Annotated in this window: 14 protein-coding genes; 12 read left to right on the top strand and 2 right to left on the bottom strand. The window is 58.9% G+C overall.

Going from position 1 to position 15,926, the window contains the following annotated elements; all coding sequences use genetic code 11:
- The first annotated feature begins 143 nt into the window (after positions 1–143).
- The 3 genes from AC27VJ_RS14815 (at position 144) to AC27VJ_RS14805 (ending at position 2,700) form a co-directional block, all read left to right on the top strand.
- Positions 144–1,559, top strand: coding sequence for a phosphomannomutase (locus AC27VJ_RS14815; RefSeq protein WP_488684660.1), 1,416 nt, complete (start codon positions 144–146; stop codon positions 1,557–1,559).
- Positions 1,560–1,933: 374 nt separating this feature from the next.
- The gene (locus tag AC27VJ_RS14810; protein ID WP_488684659.1) at positions 1,934–2,335 is read left to right on the top strand and encodes a group II truncated hemoglobin; all 402 of its coding nucleotides are present in this window, start codon (positions 1,934–1,936) and stop codon (positions 2,333–2,335) included.
- The gene (locus AC27VJ_RS14805) at positions 2,332–2,700 is read left to right on the top strand and encodes a DUF423 domain-containing protein (protein WP_488684658.1); all 369 of its coding nucleotides are present in this window, start codon (positions 2,332–2,334) and stop codon (positions 2,698–2,700) included. Before AC27VJ_RS14810 ends, AC27VJ_RS14805 begins: the two co-directional genes overlap by 4 nt.
- A gap of 3 nt (positions 2,701–2,703) precedes the next feature.
- Here AC27VJ_RS14805 and AC27VJ_RS14800 read toward each other — a convergent pair whose 3' ends face one another.
- Both AC27VJ_RS14800 and AC27VJ_RS14795 read right to left on the bottom strand, forming a co-directional pair.
- The gene (locus tag AC27VJ_RS14800) at positions 2,704–3,114 is read right to left on the bottom strand and encodes a DUF2325 domain-containing protein (protein WP_113088954.1); all 411 of its coding nucleotides are present in this window, start codon (positions 3,112–3,114) and stop codon (positions 2,704–2,706) included.
- A gap of 99 nt (positions 3,115–3,213) precedes the next feature.
- Positions 3,214–3,870, bottom strand: coding sequence for a TetR family transcriptional regulator C-terminal domain-containing protein (locus AC27VJ_RS14795; protein WP_488684657.1), 657 nt, complete (start codon positions 3,868–3,870; stop codon positions 3,214–3,216).
- Positions 3,871–4,133: 263 nt separating this feature from the next.
- Between AC27VJ_RS14795 and AC27VJ_RS14790 the strand changes: the two genes are divergently transcribed.
- The 9 genes from AC27VJ_RS14790 to AC27VJ_RS14750 all read left to right on the top strand — a co-directional run bounded on the left by AC27VJ_RS14790 (position 4,134) and on the right by AC27VJ_RS14750 (position 15,840).
- Positions 4,134–5,405, top strand: a complete 1,272-nt coding sequence (locus tag AC27VJ_RS14790) for a Zn-dependent hydrolase (protein ID WP_488684693.1) — start codon at positions 4,134–4,136, stop codon at positions 5,403–5,405.
- A complete protein-coding gene (gene hydA, locus AC27VJ_RS14785) occupies positions 5,402–6,856 on the top strand; it encodes a dihydropyrimidinase (protein WP_488684656.1) in 1,455 nt (484 codons plus the stop codon). Before AC27VJ_RS14790 ends, hydA begins: the two co-directional genes overlap by 4 nt.
- A 2-nt stretch (positions 6,857–6,858) precedes the next feature.
- A complete protein-coding gene (locus tag AC27VJ_RS14780) occupies positions 6,859–7,221 on the top strand; it encodes a hypothetical protein (RefSeq protein ID WP_488684655.1) in 363 nt (120 codons plus the stop codon).
- A complete protein-coding gene (locus AC27VJ_RS14775) occupies positions 7,218–8,012 on the top strand; it encodes an ABC transporter ATP-binding protein (RefSeq protein ID WP_077117880.1) in 795 nt (264 codons plus the stop codon). The genes AC27VJ_RS14780 and AC27VJ_RS14775 overlap by 4 nt, the downstream gene beginning before the upstream one ends.
- 213 nt (positions 8,013–8,225) lie before the next feature.
- Positions 8,226–9,101, top strand: a complete 876-nt coding sequence (locus tag AC27VJ_RS14770) for an ABC transporter permease (RefSeq protein WP_488684654.1) — start codon at positions 8,226–8,228, stop codon at positions 9,099–9,101.
- Positions 9,098–9,970 carry an ABC transporter permease gene (locus tag AC27VJ_RS14765; protein ID WP_488684653.1) on the top strand — a complete coding sequence of 291 codons (873 nt, stop codon included), beginning with the start codon at positions 9,098–9,100 and terminating at the stop codon, positions 9,968–9,970. Before AC27VJ_RS14770 ends, AC27VJ_RS14765 begins: the two co-directional genes overlap by 4 nt.
- 22 nt (positions 9,971–9,992) lie before the next feature.
- Complete coding sequence (locus AC27VJ_RS14760) at positions 9,993–10,985, top strand: ABC transporter substrate-binding protein (protein ID WP_488684652.1); 993 nt, start codon at positions 9,993–9,995, stop codon at positions 10,983–10,985.
- Positions 10,986–11,315: 330 nt separating this feature from the next.
- Entirely contained in the window at positions 11,316–12,497 is a 1,182-nt protein-coding gene (locus AC27VJ_RS14755; RefSeq protein ID WP_488684650.1) for an efflux RND transporter periplasmic adaptor subunit, read from the top strand.
- Between the two features lie 13 nt (positions 12,498–12,510).
- The gene (locus AC27VJ_RS14750; protein ID WP_488684649.1) at positions 12,511–15,840 is read left to right on the top strand and encodes an efflux RND transporter permease subunit; all 3,330 of its coding nucleotides are present in this window, start codon (positions 12,511–12,513) and stop codon (positions 15,838–15,840) included.
- Positions 15,841–15,926: the final 86 nt, after the last annotated feature.

Genomic DNA, 15,926 nt, shown 5'->3' with positions numbered 1-15,926 from the left:
GTCAAAACTTGAGAGATTATTGCGGATCGTCTACCAACCAGAGGCATGTCATAGATGGGATCAATGCAGCGGCTTTTGCGTTATGTTGGATATCAGTTTGGCCGATAAGCGATAAAACGACTTAGAATAAGGAAGCATTTCACATGAGCCTGAAGTTTGGAACAAGCGGTCTTCGCGGCCTTTCGCAGGATTTGAAAGGCAAGGCGTCCGCCGTTTACGCCACAGCCTTTGCGCGACATCTTCTGGCTTCGGGACAGGCGAAAGCTGGCGATCCCATTCTGATTGGACAGGATTTTCGAGACTCAAGCCCCGCCATTGCGCAGACCTGCATCGGTGCGCTCGCAGCGGCCGGCTTGAAGCCTATCGATTGCGGCGCGCTGCCGACACCGGCCTTGGCGCTCTACAGCCTGTCCCTCAAGGCAGCGGCGCTGATGATCACCGGCTCCCACATTCCCGCAGATCGCAATGGCATCAAGTTCTATCGCCCGGATGGCGAAATCGACAAGCAGGACGAAACGGCCATTGCCGATCTTGCGAAGGTGGTCGACGCCGAAAATATTCCGGTCACATCGGCAAGCGCTGAAAACCGGGCAGAAAAGGCCAATGCCTTCTTCTTCGAACGCAACGCCTCGCTCCTGCCCGAAAATTCGCTGTCCGGCCTCAAGATCGGCGTCTACCAGCACAGCACAGTTGCCCGCGACCTGTTCGTCGAGGTTCTGAAGCACTATGGCGCAGATGTTCTGCCGCTTGGCCGTTCTGAAACCTTCATTCCGGTTGATACCGAAGCGGTCTCTGCCGACACTCTGGAGAAGCTCAAGGCTTGGTCCACTGAGCACAAACTCGATGCCATCATCTCCGCCGATGGTGACGGTGACCGACCTTTGCTGGCAGATGAACATGGTGATCCCCTGCGCGGCGATCTCATCGGCCTCATCACCGCAAACTTCCTGAAAGCGGATGTCGTGGTCACTCCCGTCACCTCCAATTCCGGCATCGAAGACAGCGGCGAATTCGAGGTTCTGCGCACCAAGGTCGGCTCGCCCTTCGTGATTGCAGGCATGGAACAGGCTCTTTCAAAGGCGGGCAAGGGCGTGATCGGCTTCGAAGCCAATGGCGGTTTCTTGACGGCATCGCCTTTCACGCTGAATGGCAAGACGGTTTCCGCCCTACCGACCCGCGATTGCTTCCTCCCCCTGCTCGCCGCCTTGAAACTTGCAGCAGAACAGAAAAAACCGCTCTCCGAAATCGCCGCCGCCTACAAGCTACCCGTCGCCGCAGCAGACCGTTTGCAGGATTTCGCGCAGGAAAAGAGTGCTGCGCTGATGGAGCATCTGCGCTCCTCACGCACCAATCTCGAAAGCTTCCTTAAGCCCGTCGGTGCGGTCAAAGAGACCAGCGATATTGATGGTCTGCGGGTTACGTTGACAAACGGCGATACCATCCACTTCCGCCCCTCCGGTAACGCCCCGGAAATGCGTTGCTATGTGGAAGCTGCCAATGAAGACGATGCCGATGCCCTGCTGAACAAGGGGCTCGATCTCATTCGTAACTTTGGTTGAGAGAACGCTAGAGCGCTTCCTTGTTAAATGGAAACAGTTCTGTTGGTTCAAACGGGATCGACTGCTTGTCCGGACGGCGCGTGCCGTAGCCTTAGCATACGGCCAAGCCGTCCGGGCAAGCAGACGGCCCGTTTCAACCAACCCGAAGGGCCGGGCATATTTCCGCCAGGGCTAAGGCGATCGGCTCGACCGTACCTATGGGTATGCCCTCCGCCGATCGCCTTAGCCCTGACGAAAATCTGCTCCGGCAGAACGTTTCCATTTAACAAGGAAACGCTCTAGGGTGCGGCGAAGCGAATTGCCGCACCTGCCCTTTGCTGTTGCTCTTTTTGCCATGAAGCGGCAAAACCGACAGGAAACGGAGACTGCACGCGGTGTCGGACGAGACCATCACGCTTTATGAGGCCATTGGCGGTGAGACTACCGTCCGTGCATTGGCGAAACGCTTTTACGAGTTGATGGATACGCTGCCCGAAGCCGCACGCTGCCGCGCTATCCATCCGCCAGACCTTTCCGGCAGCGAGAGCAAATTTACCGATTACCTGCTCGGCTATCTCGGTGGACCGCCAGTCTATGTCGAAAAATATGGCCATCCGATGCTGCGGCGACGCCATTTCGTGGCACCCATTGGTGCTGCGGAACGGGACGAGTGGCTTCTGTGCTTTCGCCGTGCGATGGATGAGACCATCGAAAACCCAAAACTTCGCGAAATCATCTGGACGCCGATAGAGCGGCTGGCATTCCACATGCAAAATCAGGAAGATACCGCATCATGAGCAACAGCTGGCTACGCGCAACGAGCCTTTTCCTCTCCGGCCTTCTGGGTGCCAGCGGCGTGGCGCTTGCGGCTGCGGCAACACATACGGGCGCAACGCAACTGCTGGGCAACGCATCCACAATGTGCCTTGCCCATGCGCCCATTCTTCTGGGCCTCTATATCGGTTGGGAGCGCATCAAAACCGCAGCGCCGGCGGCCATCCTTCTCGGTCTCGGAACTGTACTCTTTGCCGGAGATCTCGTCTCACGCCATTTCACCGGCAGCGGCGCCTTCCCGATGGCCGCACCAATTGGCGGCATGGGAATGATCCTCGGTTGGATCGCCGTGGCAGTCGCCGCCTTTTTCAGGACGGCGCGCCAGTAGTTCTCAATTGGCGGCAGCGCGGTCGTTCATCGTCTGAAGCGCGCGCTCCAGGCTGGATTTGCTGCCATTGCGCAGCGGAATGAAGGTCTTGCCGAACTTCTTGCAGCCAGACTTTACCCGCAAACACGCATCGTGACTGATACAGTCGATGGGGCAAAACACGCAGTCCACAGAGGGAAGCAGCGTATCGATGCGGGAAACCGCTTCGCGCAGACCGCCATCGTGGTGGATGAGTTCGGCATCGAAGTTGCTGGCAATCTGGCGAAGATGCGCAACCTGACAGTCACGGCCGCCGACATAGAGGAAGCTCTTAGGCCCGGCAGGCGCTTGTTGGGAGACGGATTGCTCTGCCTGCTGCGGCGCATTGCCCCGCTTGCCGTTTCGCTCCGCCTTCTTCTTGTCCTTGCGCGCCATGCCTCACCTTATCGTTGAAAACCACCACCTGTGCGATCAGGTTGGTGCCACGATAATAAAGATGAGTTTTAGAGTAAAGTATAAACTTGATGCGAAACGTCATGTTTTTGCAGATGGTGTGGAAAATATGCCCAAACCACCCATGAACAGCTGTTCCAGAAACCGCGCCGCGTCCTCAAAACGCCCTTCTCCGGCATTGCCTCCCAGCACCGCACGCACCTGCACGTCGAAATCCGCATAGTGCTGAGTCGTCGCCCATATGGAGAAAATCAGGTGGTACGGATCACACGGTGCCATGCGTCCCGCCTTGGCCCAGGCGCGGATGACACCAGCCTTCTCATCCACCAGTTCCTTCAGGGGGCCCTTCAACTCGTCTTCCACATGGGGCGCACCCTGAAGGATTTCGTTGGCGAACAGACGGCTTTCGCGCGGATAGTCGCGCGCCATTTCCAGCTTGCGGCGAATATAGGAGCGAATTTCCGCCTCCGGATTGCCCTCGGCATCGAAAGCCCGCAGCGGGTCCAGCCAGGTATCCAGCACGCGCTCTATCAGCGCGCGGTGCATCGCCTCCTTGGTGCGGAAATAATAGAGCACATTCGGCTTCGACATTCCCGCCACGTCGGCAATCTGATCAATCGTCGTGCCGCGAAAGCCGCTGACCGAGAAAACGTCGAGCGCCGCTTCCAAAATGGCCTCTTCTTTTTCTTCCTGTATCCGCGTTCGCTTCTGCGTTTTCGCCGCTCTGGGTATGGCCATCTAAGGGTCTCTGTCTGTTTTGAATGCAATTGGAAGGCAGGTTTGGGCAAAAAATAATCGTTGATGAAAGCTCAATCAGAAAATACCGCTTTACACAGCAAAAATCCCCCGGTTTCTTTTAGGCACCAAAGCCAACATTCACAATGTTTACCAGTCGGTCAAATTAATCGACTGCCCGCTTAGCCCACGCATTTCGCTGCGTCCTAATGGAACGGCACGCCCCTTGCATGATGACGATCAAAACAGGTGAGGAAAAGACTGGCATGCCGGAAACACCCGCAAAAAATCCAATAGCCGCGAAAAATCTGACCATCGACACCGAACGCCTTTGGGACAGCCTGATGGACATGGCGAAGATCGGCCCCGGCATTGCCGGTGGCAACAACCGCCAGACCCTGACGGATGAGGACGCCGAAGGTCGCGACCTGTTCAAGCGCTGGTGCGAGGCCGCAGGCATGAGCATGGGTGTCGATGCCATGGGCACGATGTTCGCCACCCGGCCCGGCACAGACCCGGATGCCCTGCCCGTCTATATCGGCAGCCACCTCGACACCCAGCCAACCGGCGGCAAGTTCGATGGTGTGCTGGGCGTGCTGGCCGGGCTGGAAGTGGTGCGCAGCCTCAACGATCTCGACATCCGCACGAAACACCCAATCGTCGTGACCAATTGGGCCAATGAAGAAGGCGCGCGCTTTGCGCCCGCCATGCTGGCATCCGGTGTTTTCGCGGGCATTCACGATCTGGACTATGCCTACAGCCGTACCGACACAGCGGGCAAGACCTATGGTGAGGAGCTTAAGCGCATCGGCTGGCTGGGTGAAGAAGAGGTCGGCGCGCGCAAGATGCACGCCTATTTCGAATATCACATCGAGCAGGGACCGATCCTCGAAGCGCAGGACAAACAGATCGGCGTCGTCACCCATTGCCAGGGCCTGTGGTGGCTGGAAGTGACGCTGACCGGTAAGGAAGCCCACACCGGCTCCACCCCCATGCCCATGCGCGTCAACGCCGGCCTCGCCGCCGCCCGCATTCTGGAAAAAGTGCAGGAGGTCGCCATGGCCCACCAGCCGGGTGCGGTGGCCGGGGTGGGCCAAATGATCTTTACGCCCAACTCCCGCAATGTGCTCCCCGGCAAAGTGGTCTTCACCATCGACCTGCGCACGCCCTCGCAGGAGAAACTGGACGCCATGCGCGCCATCTTCGAACGCGAGGTGCCGCTCATCGCAGACGAACTCGGCGTCGGCTGCACAATCGAAGCTATCGGCCATTTCGACCCCGTTACCTTCGACCCGGTTCTGGTCGGGCGCGTACGCAATGCGGCAGAGAAACTTGGCTATAGCCACATGGACATCATCTCCGGCGCGGGACACGATGCCTGCTGGGCAGCCCAACTCGCACCCTCCACCATGATTTTCTGCCCCTGCGTCAACGGCCTCTCCCACAATGAAGCCGAAGACATTTCTCCCGAATGGGCCGCCGCTGGCTGCAACGTTTTGCTCCACGCCGTGCTGGAAACTGCGGAGATCGTGGAATGACCACCATCATCAAAAACGGCACCATCGTCACTGCGGATCTGACCTACAAGGCCGATGTCAAAATCGATGGCGGGGTCATCATCGAGATCGGGCAAAACCTTTCAGGCAGTACGGTTCTGGATGCGACCGGCTGCTATGTGATGCCCGGCGGCATCGATCCGCATGTGCATCTGGAAATGCCCTTCATGGGCACCTATTCGGCGGATGATTTCGAGAGTGGCACGCGGGCTGCCTTGAGCGGCGGCACGACGATGGTGGTGGATTTCTGCCTGCCGGAGCCGGGCCAATCGCTGCTCGACGCGCTCAACCGCTGGGACAACAAGGCGACACGCGCCACTTGCGACTACGCCTTTCACATGGCGATTACCTGGTGGGGTGAGCAGGTCTTCAACGAGATGAAGACCGTTGTTCAGGATAAGGGCATCAATAGTTTCAAGCACTTCATGGCCTATAAGGGCGCCCTGATGGTGAATGACGATGAGATGTTCGCCTCCTTCTCACGCTGCGCGGAGCTTGGCGCGCTGCCCATGGTGCATGCGGAGAACGGCGATATCGTCGCGCAGATGCAGGCCAAACTGCTGGCAGAAGGCAATAATGGGCCGGAAGCGCATGCCTATTCCCGTCCTGCTTCCGTCGAGGGCGAAGCCACCAATCGCGCGATCATCATCGCGGATATGGCGGGCGCGCCGCTTTATGTCGTCCATACCTCCTGCGAACAGGCGCACGAGGCCATCCGCCGGGCGCGGCAGAACGGCATGCGGGTCTATGGCGAACCGCTGATCCAGCATCTCATTCTCGATGAACGCGAGTACGCCAACCCGGATTGGGACCACGCCGCCCGCCGCGTCATGTCGCCACCGTTCCGCAACAAGCAGCATCAGGACAGCCTCTGGACCGGTCTGGCGGCAGGATCGCTGCAATGCGTGGCGACCGACCATTGCGCCTTTACGACCGAGCAGAAGCGCAACGGCATCGGCGATTTCACCAAGATACCAAACGGCACCGGCGGGCTCGAAGACCGCCTCCCGCTTTTGTGGACGCACGGCGTAACAACGGGCCGCCTGACGATGAACGAATTCGTCGCCGTGACCTCAACCAATATCGCCAAGATCCTCAATCTCTATCCCAAAAAGGGTGCGATCCTCGTCGGCAGCGATGCCGATATCGTGGTCTGGGACCCGGCGCTGGAAAAGACAATCACCGCCAAAAACCAGCAATCTGCCATCGATTACAATGTCTTCGAAGGCCAGACGGTGAAGGGCCTGCCGCGCTTTACGCTCTCTCGCGGTGTTGTGGCAATCGAGGAAGGCACGGTGAAGACGCGGGAAGGCCACGGCCAGTTCGTGGCCCGCGAACCCTACCCAGCCGTGAGCAAAGCACTGTCCACATGGAAAGAACTGGTCGCGCCCCGCAAGGTGGAGCGCACCGGCATTCCGGCAAGCGGAGTATGATGATGAAGACGATTTTGATAGCAGCCATCATGTCGGCGTTGCTCGGTTCCACCGCCAACAGCGCGACATTTCTCGATGGCGCTTATGGAGAAAAAGAAGGCTGCACCTATTCGAAAACAGGCGAATCGAGCGGTGCCGACGAATTTTTCCTGCTGAATGATGAGGGCGTCACCACCGCGACGGCCTTCTGCGCCTTTTCCGGCAAGCCGACAAAAACAGCGACCGGTTTTAAAATCGTCACCCAATGCGAAAGTGAGGGAGACAAGGGGCAAAAGGAAACCGTCGAGATCAAAAAGAGTGCCGATGGATACACCATCAATTTCAAGGATGGCACAAGCTGGGGACCGCTTCCGAAATGCCAATGACAGAACCCGCTCCCTTCTCCGTCGTTTCCGCCAAAAATCTCGGCCTCACCTTTGAAACCGGGGACGGGCCGGTGCATGCGCTTTCCAATGTCGATCTAGAGGTGAAAAAGGGCGAGTTCGTATCCTTCATCGGTCCTTCCGGCTGCGGGAAGACAACGTTTCTGCGGGTCATTGCCGATCTGGAAAAGCACACGTCGGGCGAGATCACCGTCAACGGCACGACGCCGGAAAATGCACGCAAGGACCGGTCTTACGGTTATGTGTTTCAGGCCGCAGCCCTTTACCCGTGGCGCACGATCGAGAAGAACATCGCTCTGCCGCTCGAAATCATGGGCTATACCAAGGCGGAGCAGCAGGCGCGGATCGAACGCACACTCGATCTGGTCAACCTCAGCGGCTTTGCCAAGAAATTCCCATGGCAACTGTCCGGCGGCATGCAGCAACGCGCCTCCATCGCCCGCGCGCTGGCCTTCGATGCCGACCTCCTGCTGATGGACGAGCCCTTCGGCGCGCTGGACGAGATTGTTCGCGATCACCTCAACGAGCAGCTTTTGAAACTCTGGAGCACTACGGGCAAAACCATCTGCTTCGTCACCCACTCCATTCCAGAGGCAGTCTATCTCTCCACCAAAATCGTCGTCATGTCCCCCCGCCCCGGTCGGGTGACTGACATCATCGAATCTACTTTGCCCAGCGAGCGGCCTTTGGAGATTCGCGAAACGCCGGAGTTTCTGGAGATTGCGCACCGGGTGCGTGAGGGGTTGAAGGCGGGGCATAGTTATGAGGGGTGAACCGTTGTCCTTTGCGCGTGTGGCTACCCCCCTCTGCCCTGCCGGGCATCTCCCCCTCAAGGGGGGAGATTGGCTGGGCGCACCGACGTCGCTTCAGTCTCAACGACAGAGTTTGCCGAGAGCTCTCCACAAGTCGATCTCCCCCCTTGAGGGGGAGATGCCCGGCAGGGCAGAGGGGGGTAGCGACGGGCGCGACGGAAGAGGAGGCCACCCATGACCACCCTCCGGCACCGCATCCTCCCTGTCCTCACAATCCTCCTTGCGATCCTCATCCTCTGGCATATCGCCGTCGTTTACCTCAACATGCCCTTCGCGCGTGACCAGGCCGCCAGAGCAGGCCAGCAACTGACCTTTTCAGAACTCCTGCCACAAACCTTCGCACAGGAACGCCCCGTCCTGCCTGCCCCACACCAGATCATCGCGGAGCTATGGGATACGACCGTCAACAAGGCGATCACCTCCAAGCGCAGCCTCGTCTACCATGCGGGCATCACGCTTTCGGCAACGCTGCTGGGTTTTGCCATCGGCACAGCGCTCGGCATTCTGCTGGCCGTTGCCATCGTCCATAACCGGGCCATGGATCGCTCGGTCATGCCTTGGATCATTGCCAGCCAGACGATCCCCATCATTGCGGTGGCGCCGATGATCATTGTCGTGCTGAATTCCATGGGCATTTCCGGCCTGCTGCCGAAGGCGCTGATTTCGACCTATCTCAGCTTCTTCCCCATCGTCGTCGGCATGGTGAAGGGGCTGCGCAGCCCTGAGAGCATTCAGCTGGATTTGATGCACACCTATCACGCCGCACCGTCGCAAATCTTCTGGAAGCTGCGCTGGCCATCGGCCCTGCCCTATCTCTTCACCTCGCTGAAAATCGCCATCGCCATTTCGCTGGTCGGGGCCATCGTCGGTGAGTTGCCGACAGGTGCCGTCGCAGGGCTTGGTGCACGGCTGCTCTCCGGCTCCTATTACGGCCAGACGGTGCAGATTTGGGCGGCCCTGTTCATGGCTGCAGCCGTTGCGGCCATTCTGGTATCGATTGTCGGCATCGCCCACACCGCCGTGCTGAAAAGAATGGGAGAGCGGCCATGAGCAACCCCAACTGGGTTATCGGCGCGGTCCTGTTCTGGCTTGCTGCCTGGGCGTTGAACGAATGGCTGGTGCGCCAGCGCTTTCAGACATCAACCGCAAAGCGCGCGAGCAGCATCGCAATACCTCTCATCTTCGGGGCCGCCATCATCGTGCTGTGGGAAGGCATGGTGCGTGGCTTTGCCATTCCCTCCATCCTCCTGCCTGCCCCAAGCGCCATCTTCCTGCGGCTCATAGGCTCCATTCCCATCCTCTGGGCGGATTTCCGGCAGACGTTTCTGAAAGCGGTGCTGACGGGCTATGTGCTGGGCTGCGGTCTCGGCTTTGCCGTTGCCATCATCATCGACCGTTCGCCCTTCCTGCAACGCGGTCTCTTGCCCATCGGCAATTTCGTCTCGGCGTTACCGGTCGTCGGCATCGCGCCCATCATGGTCATGTGGTTCGGTTTCGACTGGCAGTCCAAGGTCGCCGTCGTCGTCATCATGACCTTCTTTCCCATGCTGGTGAACACGGTGCAGGGGCTGTCCGCCTCCAGCCACATGGAGCGTGACCTGATGCACACCTATGCCGCCAGCTGGTGGCAGACGCTGGTGAAACTGCGCCTGCCTGCCGCTTGGCCTTTCATCTTCAACGCCTTGAAGATCAATTCCACGCTGGCGCTGATCGGGGCCATCGTGGCGGAGTTCTTCGGCACGCCCATCGTGGGCATGGGATTTCGCATCTCCGCCGAAATGGGCCGGAGCAATGTGGATATGGTCTGGGCCGAAATTGCCGTCGCGGCAATCGCAGGCTCTGGCTTTTACGGTTTGGTGGCGCTGGCAGAGCGCGCCGTCACCTTCTGGCATCCGTCCGTCCGCATTGGACGCACGTAAACAACGAAAAAAGGGAACAGCGATGAGAAACAGACTTGCATCCATGCTTCTGGCCGGAGCGACGCTAATGACGGCGTTCGGCGCACAAGCCGCCGAAAAGGTCACGCTTCAGCTGAAATGGGTCACCCAAGCCCAGTTCGCCGGTTATTACGTTGCCAAGGACAAGGGCTTTTACGAGGCCGAAGGCCTCGATGTCGAGATCAAGCCCGGCGGTCCGGATATCGCCCCCGCGCAGGTTCTGGCAGGCGGCGGTGCAGATGTGGTCGTGGATTGGCTGCCGTCTGCGCTCGCGACCCGTGAGAAAGGCGTGCCGCTCGTCAACATCGCCCAGCCCTTCAAAAAATCCGGCATGATGCTGACCTGCCTCAAGGAAAGCGGCATTACCAAGCCTGCCGATTTCAAGGGCAAGACACTGGGGGTCTGGTTCTTCGGCAACGAGTATCCTTTCCTCTCATGGATGGCGCACCTGAAGATACCAACGACTGGCGGTGCCGATGGTGTGACCGTGCTGAAACAGGGCTTCAACGTTGATCCGCTGTTGCAGAAGCAAGCGGCCTGCATTTCCACCATGACCTACAATGAATATTTGCAGGTGCTGGAGGCGGGCGTAAAGGCCAGCGATCTCGTGACCTTCAAGTATGAAGACGAAGGCGTGGCGACGCTGGAAGACGGCCTCTATGTGCTGGAAGACAAGCTGAAGGACGCCAAGTTCAAGGAAAACATGGTCAAATTCGTGCGCGCTTCCATGAAAGGCTGGAAGTGGGCGGAAGAGAACCCGAACGATGCTGCCGATATCGTTCTTGAAAACGATGCCTCCGGCGCACAGACCGAAGCACACCAGAAGGGCATGATGACCGAGGTCGCCAAGCTGACGGCGAGCTCAAAGGGTGCGCTCGACAAGGCGGATTATGACCGCACCGTCAAAACGCTTCTGGGCGGTGGCTCCGACCCCGTCATCACAAAGGAGCCGACCGGCGCATTTACCACTGAGATTACGGATGCCGCTTTGAAGTAGGATTGAGAACGCAAAGGCGCGCGATGTGCGCGCCTTTGCTCACCGCAAGCCGCGATGCCTGTATAAAATGATATACAAAAACGTATATCCGACCTACCAGCTAGACGGATTGAATTACCCTTCGCGACGAATTACATTCTGGCTCGACAGACTTGGGTTTTTACCTTGTGATAAACTTTGCCCTGTTGGAGGGCATGTTTTGTGGAGGACGCAGACATCTGCGAGGTGAGGGAAGTCTAGTCACCCCTATTATTGCATTCATCGTCGCATGACCTTCAGGGCACGGAATGTGCGGTGGACGTGCGATCCGAGATTTGAACGGACAGGCACATGCAGCGTAAGACAATCGCCCCCCGGCTCGCGGTCATCATGGTTTCGGCTCTCGTTTTGCCCGGCATTGCTGGTGCGCAGACCGCAGCAGACCGGAAAAACCTGCCCTCCATCGTCGTCAGCAAGGCCGCCACCCGGGATTTGGTCGACCGCGTCATTGCCACGGGCACGATCAAGCCGGTCGATGAAATTTACGTCCAGCCGCTGGTCGATGGTCTGTCGGTCGACAGGCTGAATGTCGATATTGGCGATAAGGTTGAGGCGGGTGCCGTGCTGGCGGAGCTATCGAAAGACAGCCTGCTCCTGCAAAAAAGCCAATTACAGGCAAACCGCGCCAAGGCCGAAGCCGGTGTTGCACAAAACAAGGCGCAGGTCATCGAGGCGCAGGCCAATTACGATGATGCCGTGCGCCAGCGTGATCGCGCAGACCGGCTCGGAAAATCCGGCTCGGGCTCCGTATCGCAGGTCGAACAGACCGCTGCCGCCGCCGATGTCGCCAATGCGCGGCTTCAGGCCTCCAAACAGGCGGTGACCGTGGGCGAAGCCGATATCAAGGTCGTGGATGCGCAGATCGAGGATATCGATCTCAAGCTGGCACGCACCAGCGTCAAGACACCGGTTGCAGGTGTCGTCTCGGCCAAGAATGCCCGCGTCGGCGCCATTGCCAGCGGCTCCGGCAATCCGCTGTTCACCGTCATCAAGGACAACGCGATCGAACTGGTCGCCGATCTCTCGGAAACCGATATTCAGCAGGTCAAGATCGGCCAAAAAGCCATCATCACCGTTGCCGGTGGCCGCAACAAGATCGAAGGCAAGGTGCGGATCGTTTCGCCCACGGTGGATGCAACCACCCGCCTCGGTTCCGTCCATATCGTTTTGCCAACAGACAGCCCGGCCCGCGCTGGCATGTATGGCAGCGCAGAGGTGGTGATCGCCTCCGCCAATGCCCTCGCCCTGCCCCTTTCCGCCGTCACGTCGGGCCGTGATGGTTCGACCACCAGACGCGTTGAAAATGGTGTCGTCAAACAGGTGCCTGTTGAAATCGGCATTCAGGATGGCGGTTTCGTTGAAATCAAAAGCGGAATTTCCGCCGGTGATGTGGTGGTGGAAAAAGCAGGCGCATTCGTGCGCGATGGTGATAAGATCAACCCGGTCCCGGCTGACGCCGCAGCCTCGAACTGACTGAGAGAACACCATGAACTTTTCCGCATGGTCCATCCGCAATCCGATCGCGCCGCTGCTCTGCTTTGCCTTGCTGCTTTTTTTGGGCGTCAAAGCCTTCTACGATCTGCCGATCACGCGCTTTCCCAATATCGATGTGCCTGTCGTGGCGATTACCGTCACGCAGAGCGGCGCTTCGCCATCTGAGCTTGAGGCGCAGGTTACCAAGGAAGTCGAGGACGCGGTTGCCTCCATCAGCGGCATCGATGAAATCCAGTCTACGGTTACGGACGGTCAGTCCCTGACCACGGTTCTGTTCCGCATCGAAAAACCAACCGAAGAAGCCGTTCAGGACACCAAGGACGCCATCGACAAAATCCGCAGCGAATTGCCCGCGGATATCGAAGAGCCCGTCGTCAGCAAGATCGATGTCGAGGGTCAGGCCATCCAGACCTTTGCGGTTTCCTCGCCGAACATGACGCTGGAAGAACTGTCCTGGTTCGTGGATGACACCATCAAGCGTGCGCTTCAGGGCCAGGCCGGCATCGGCAAGATCGACCGTTACGGCGGTGCGGATCGCGAAGTGCGCGTTTCGCTTAACCCGGCAAAGCTCGATGCTTACGGCATTACCGCGTCTGACGTGAACGCGCAGCTGCGCGGCACCAACGTCGATCTCGGTTCCGGTCGCGGACAGGTTGCGGGCAACGAACAGACCATCCGCACGCTGGGTGACACGCGTGATGTGACGCAGCTTTCCAACACCACGATTTCGCTGTCCAATGGCCGCTTCGTCAAACTGTCGGAACTGGGACGCGTGACCGACACCTATGAGGAGCCGAAATCCTTCTCGCGCTTCAACGGCAACCCGGGTGTGACCTTCGCCGTCTTCCGCTCCAAAGGTGCCAGCGAAGTCTCCGTTGCGGAAACCGTGGCGCAAAATCTGGACAAGGTGCGCGCAGACCACCCCAATGTCGCGATAGACATGGTGGACGACGCCGTCTACTTCACTTACGGCAACTATGAGGCCGCGCTTCATACGCTGGTAGAAGGCTCCATCCTCGCCGTCATCGTGGTTCTGCTGTTCCTGCGAAACTGGCGCGCGACCCTGATCGCCGCCGTTGCCCTGCCTTTGTCCGCCATCCCGACCTTCTGGATCATGGATGTGCTGGGCTTCTCGCTCAACCTCGTCAGCTTCCTCGCGCTGACGCTGGCCACGGGTATTCTGGTGGACGATGCCATTGTGGAGGTGGAGAATATCTCCCGCCACATAAAGATGGGCAAATCGCCCTATCGCGCCTCGCTCGAAGCCGCCGATGAAATCGGCCTTGCGGTCATTGCGACCAGCTTCACCATCATCGCCGTTTTCGTGCCGGTGTCCTTCATGCCGGGCATTCCCGGCCAGTACTTCATTCAGTTCGGCCTCACCGTCGCCTTCTCGGTCTTCTTCTCGCTTATGGTCGCGCGTCTCATAACCCCGCTGATGGCCGCCTATCTCATGCGCGCCGATGATGCCGTGGATGACCACCATGACAATGATGGTCGCCTGATGAAGGCCTATACGCGCATGGTAACGGCGACCACCAGCAAGTGGTGGGCACGTTATCTGACGCTGCTCGGCGCCATTGGCTTCCTGATCGGCTCTGTCATCCTCCTGTCCGGTGTTCCCGGTAGCTTCCTGCCACCGGATGACGCCTCGCGCGTCGTGCTGTCCATCGAGCTTCCGCCCAATGCGACGCTCGAGGAAACCGATACCACGACATCGAAAATCTATCAGGCCGTGAAGGATATCAACGGCGTCGAAAGCGTCTTCATTCTTGGCGGCGCATCGCCCAAGGGCGATCTGGAACTGCGCCGCGCAACCGTGCGCGTCATTCTCCAGCATATCGACCACTCGCTGCTGAAGACCCTCGTCAATGATGGGCTTGGTTCCATTCCGTTGATCGGACACTATCTTCCGAAGGTCGAAGACACCGGCAGAACGCGTCCGCAATGGGATGTCGAGCGGGATATTTTCGCCAAAGTAAACACGATCCCCGATGTGCGCATCATCAAGCTGAATGACCGTGCGGAACGCGAGTTGAGCTTCAACTTCCTGTCGTCGAGCGAAGAGGATTTGCAAAAGGCCGTCGGCATTCTGGAATCGCGCCTGCGTGCCTCGCCAATCCTCGTCAATGTCAGCTCGGAAGGTGCGCTTCCTCGCCCCGAACTGCAAATCCGTCCACGCAAGGATGAGATCGCACGCCTCGGCATCACGCCACAGCAGATTTCACAGACCGTGCGCGTGGCAACGATTGGCGATATCGATGCACAGCTGACCAAGATTTCGCTGGATGACCGGCAGATCCCCATCCGCGTTCAGGCATCGCTCGATGTCCGGCGGGATCTGGCCGCCATCCGTGCGCTGAAAATCAAGACCGCGACGGGTGCGACCGTTCCGCTCTACAGCGTTGCCGATATCGACTATTCGGAAGGTCCAAGCTCCATCAAGCGCAACGACCGTAATCGCGTGGTCTCCATCGGCTCCGACGTTCCCTTCGGCACGGCGCTGGACACCTCGTCGGCGGAATTCCGCCGCATCGTGGCGGAAACGCAATTGCCCGCCACCGTGCGTCTTGCCGAAAGCGGTGACGCCAAGGTTCAGGGCGAAATGCAGCGTGGCTTTACCAACGCCATGTTGCTGGGTCTGTTGCTGGTGCTGGTCGTTCTCATCCTGCTGTTCAAGGATGTGATCCAGCCTTTCACCATCCTGTTCTCACTGCCGCTCGCCATCGGCGGCGTGGCGGTGGCGCTCATCATCACCAACCAAGCGCTGTCCATGCCCGTTCTCATCGGTATTCTGATGTTGATGGGTATCGTCACCAAAAACGCCATTCTGCTGGTGGATTTCGCCATCGAAATGCGCCGGCACGGCATGGAACGGGTTCATGCCATGGTGGAAGCTGGCCGCAAGCGCGCCCGCCCCATCATCATGACCTCGATTGCCATGTCCGCAGGCATGTTGCCATCTGCACTGGGCGTCGGCGAAGGCGGCTCGTTCCGCGCACCTATGGCCACCGCCGTCATCGGCGGTATCATCGTCTCGACGGTCCTTTCGCTGATCGTGGTCCCGGCCTTCTTCCTCATCATGGATGATCTGTCGCGGCTTCTCGCCCACCTCTTCGGTCGCTTCATCGGCAAGAAGGAAGAGGAGCATCCGGTTCTGTCCAACGAAGAATTGTCGGAAGCAGCACGGACCAGTCAGGAGGCCCTGTCCGGGCTTGAGGAGCGTCTGGCCAATGTCGAGCAGAAGAGCGGCACAGGACCGAAAAGCGCCGATAAATCCGGCAGCAATGTCCTGCGGCTTCCCCCACTCGCCGCAGAGTAAGCTTAGCCGCCAACGACTTCAAACGCCGGGCATGTCCCGGCGTTTTGTATTTCAGCGCCAAAACGCAACCGCAAAAATTCGCGCCA

The sequence above is a fragment of the Agrobacterium sp. 20P9.1.2 genome (assembly GCF_057799395.1).
This window is presented reverse-complemented; position numbering and strand designations above follow the sequence as displayed.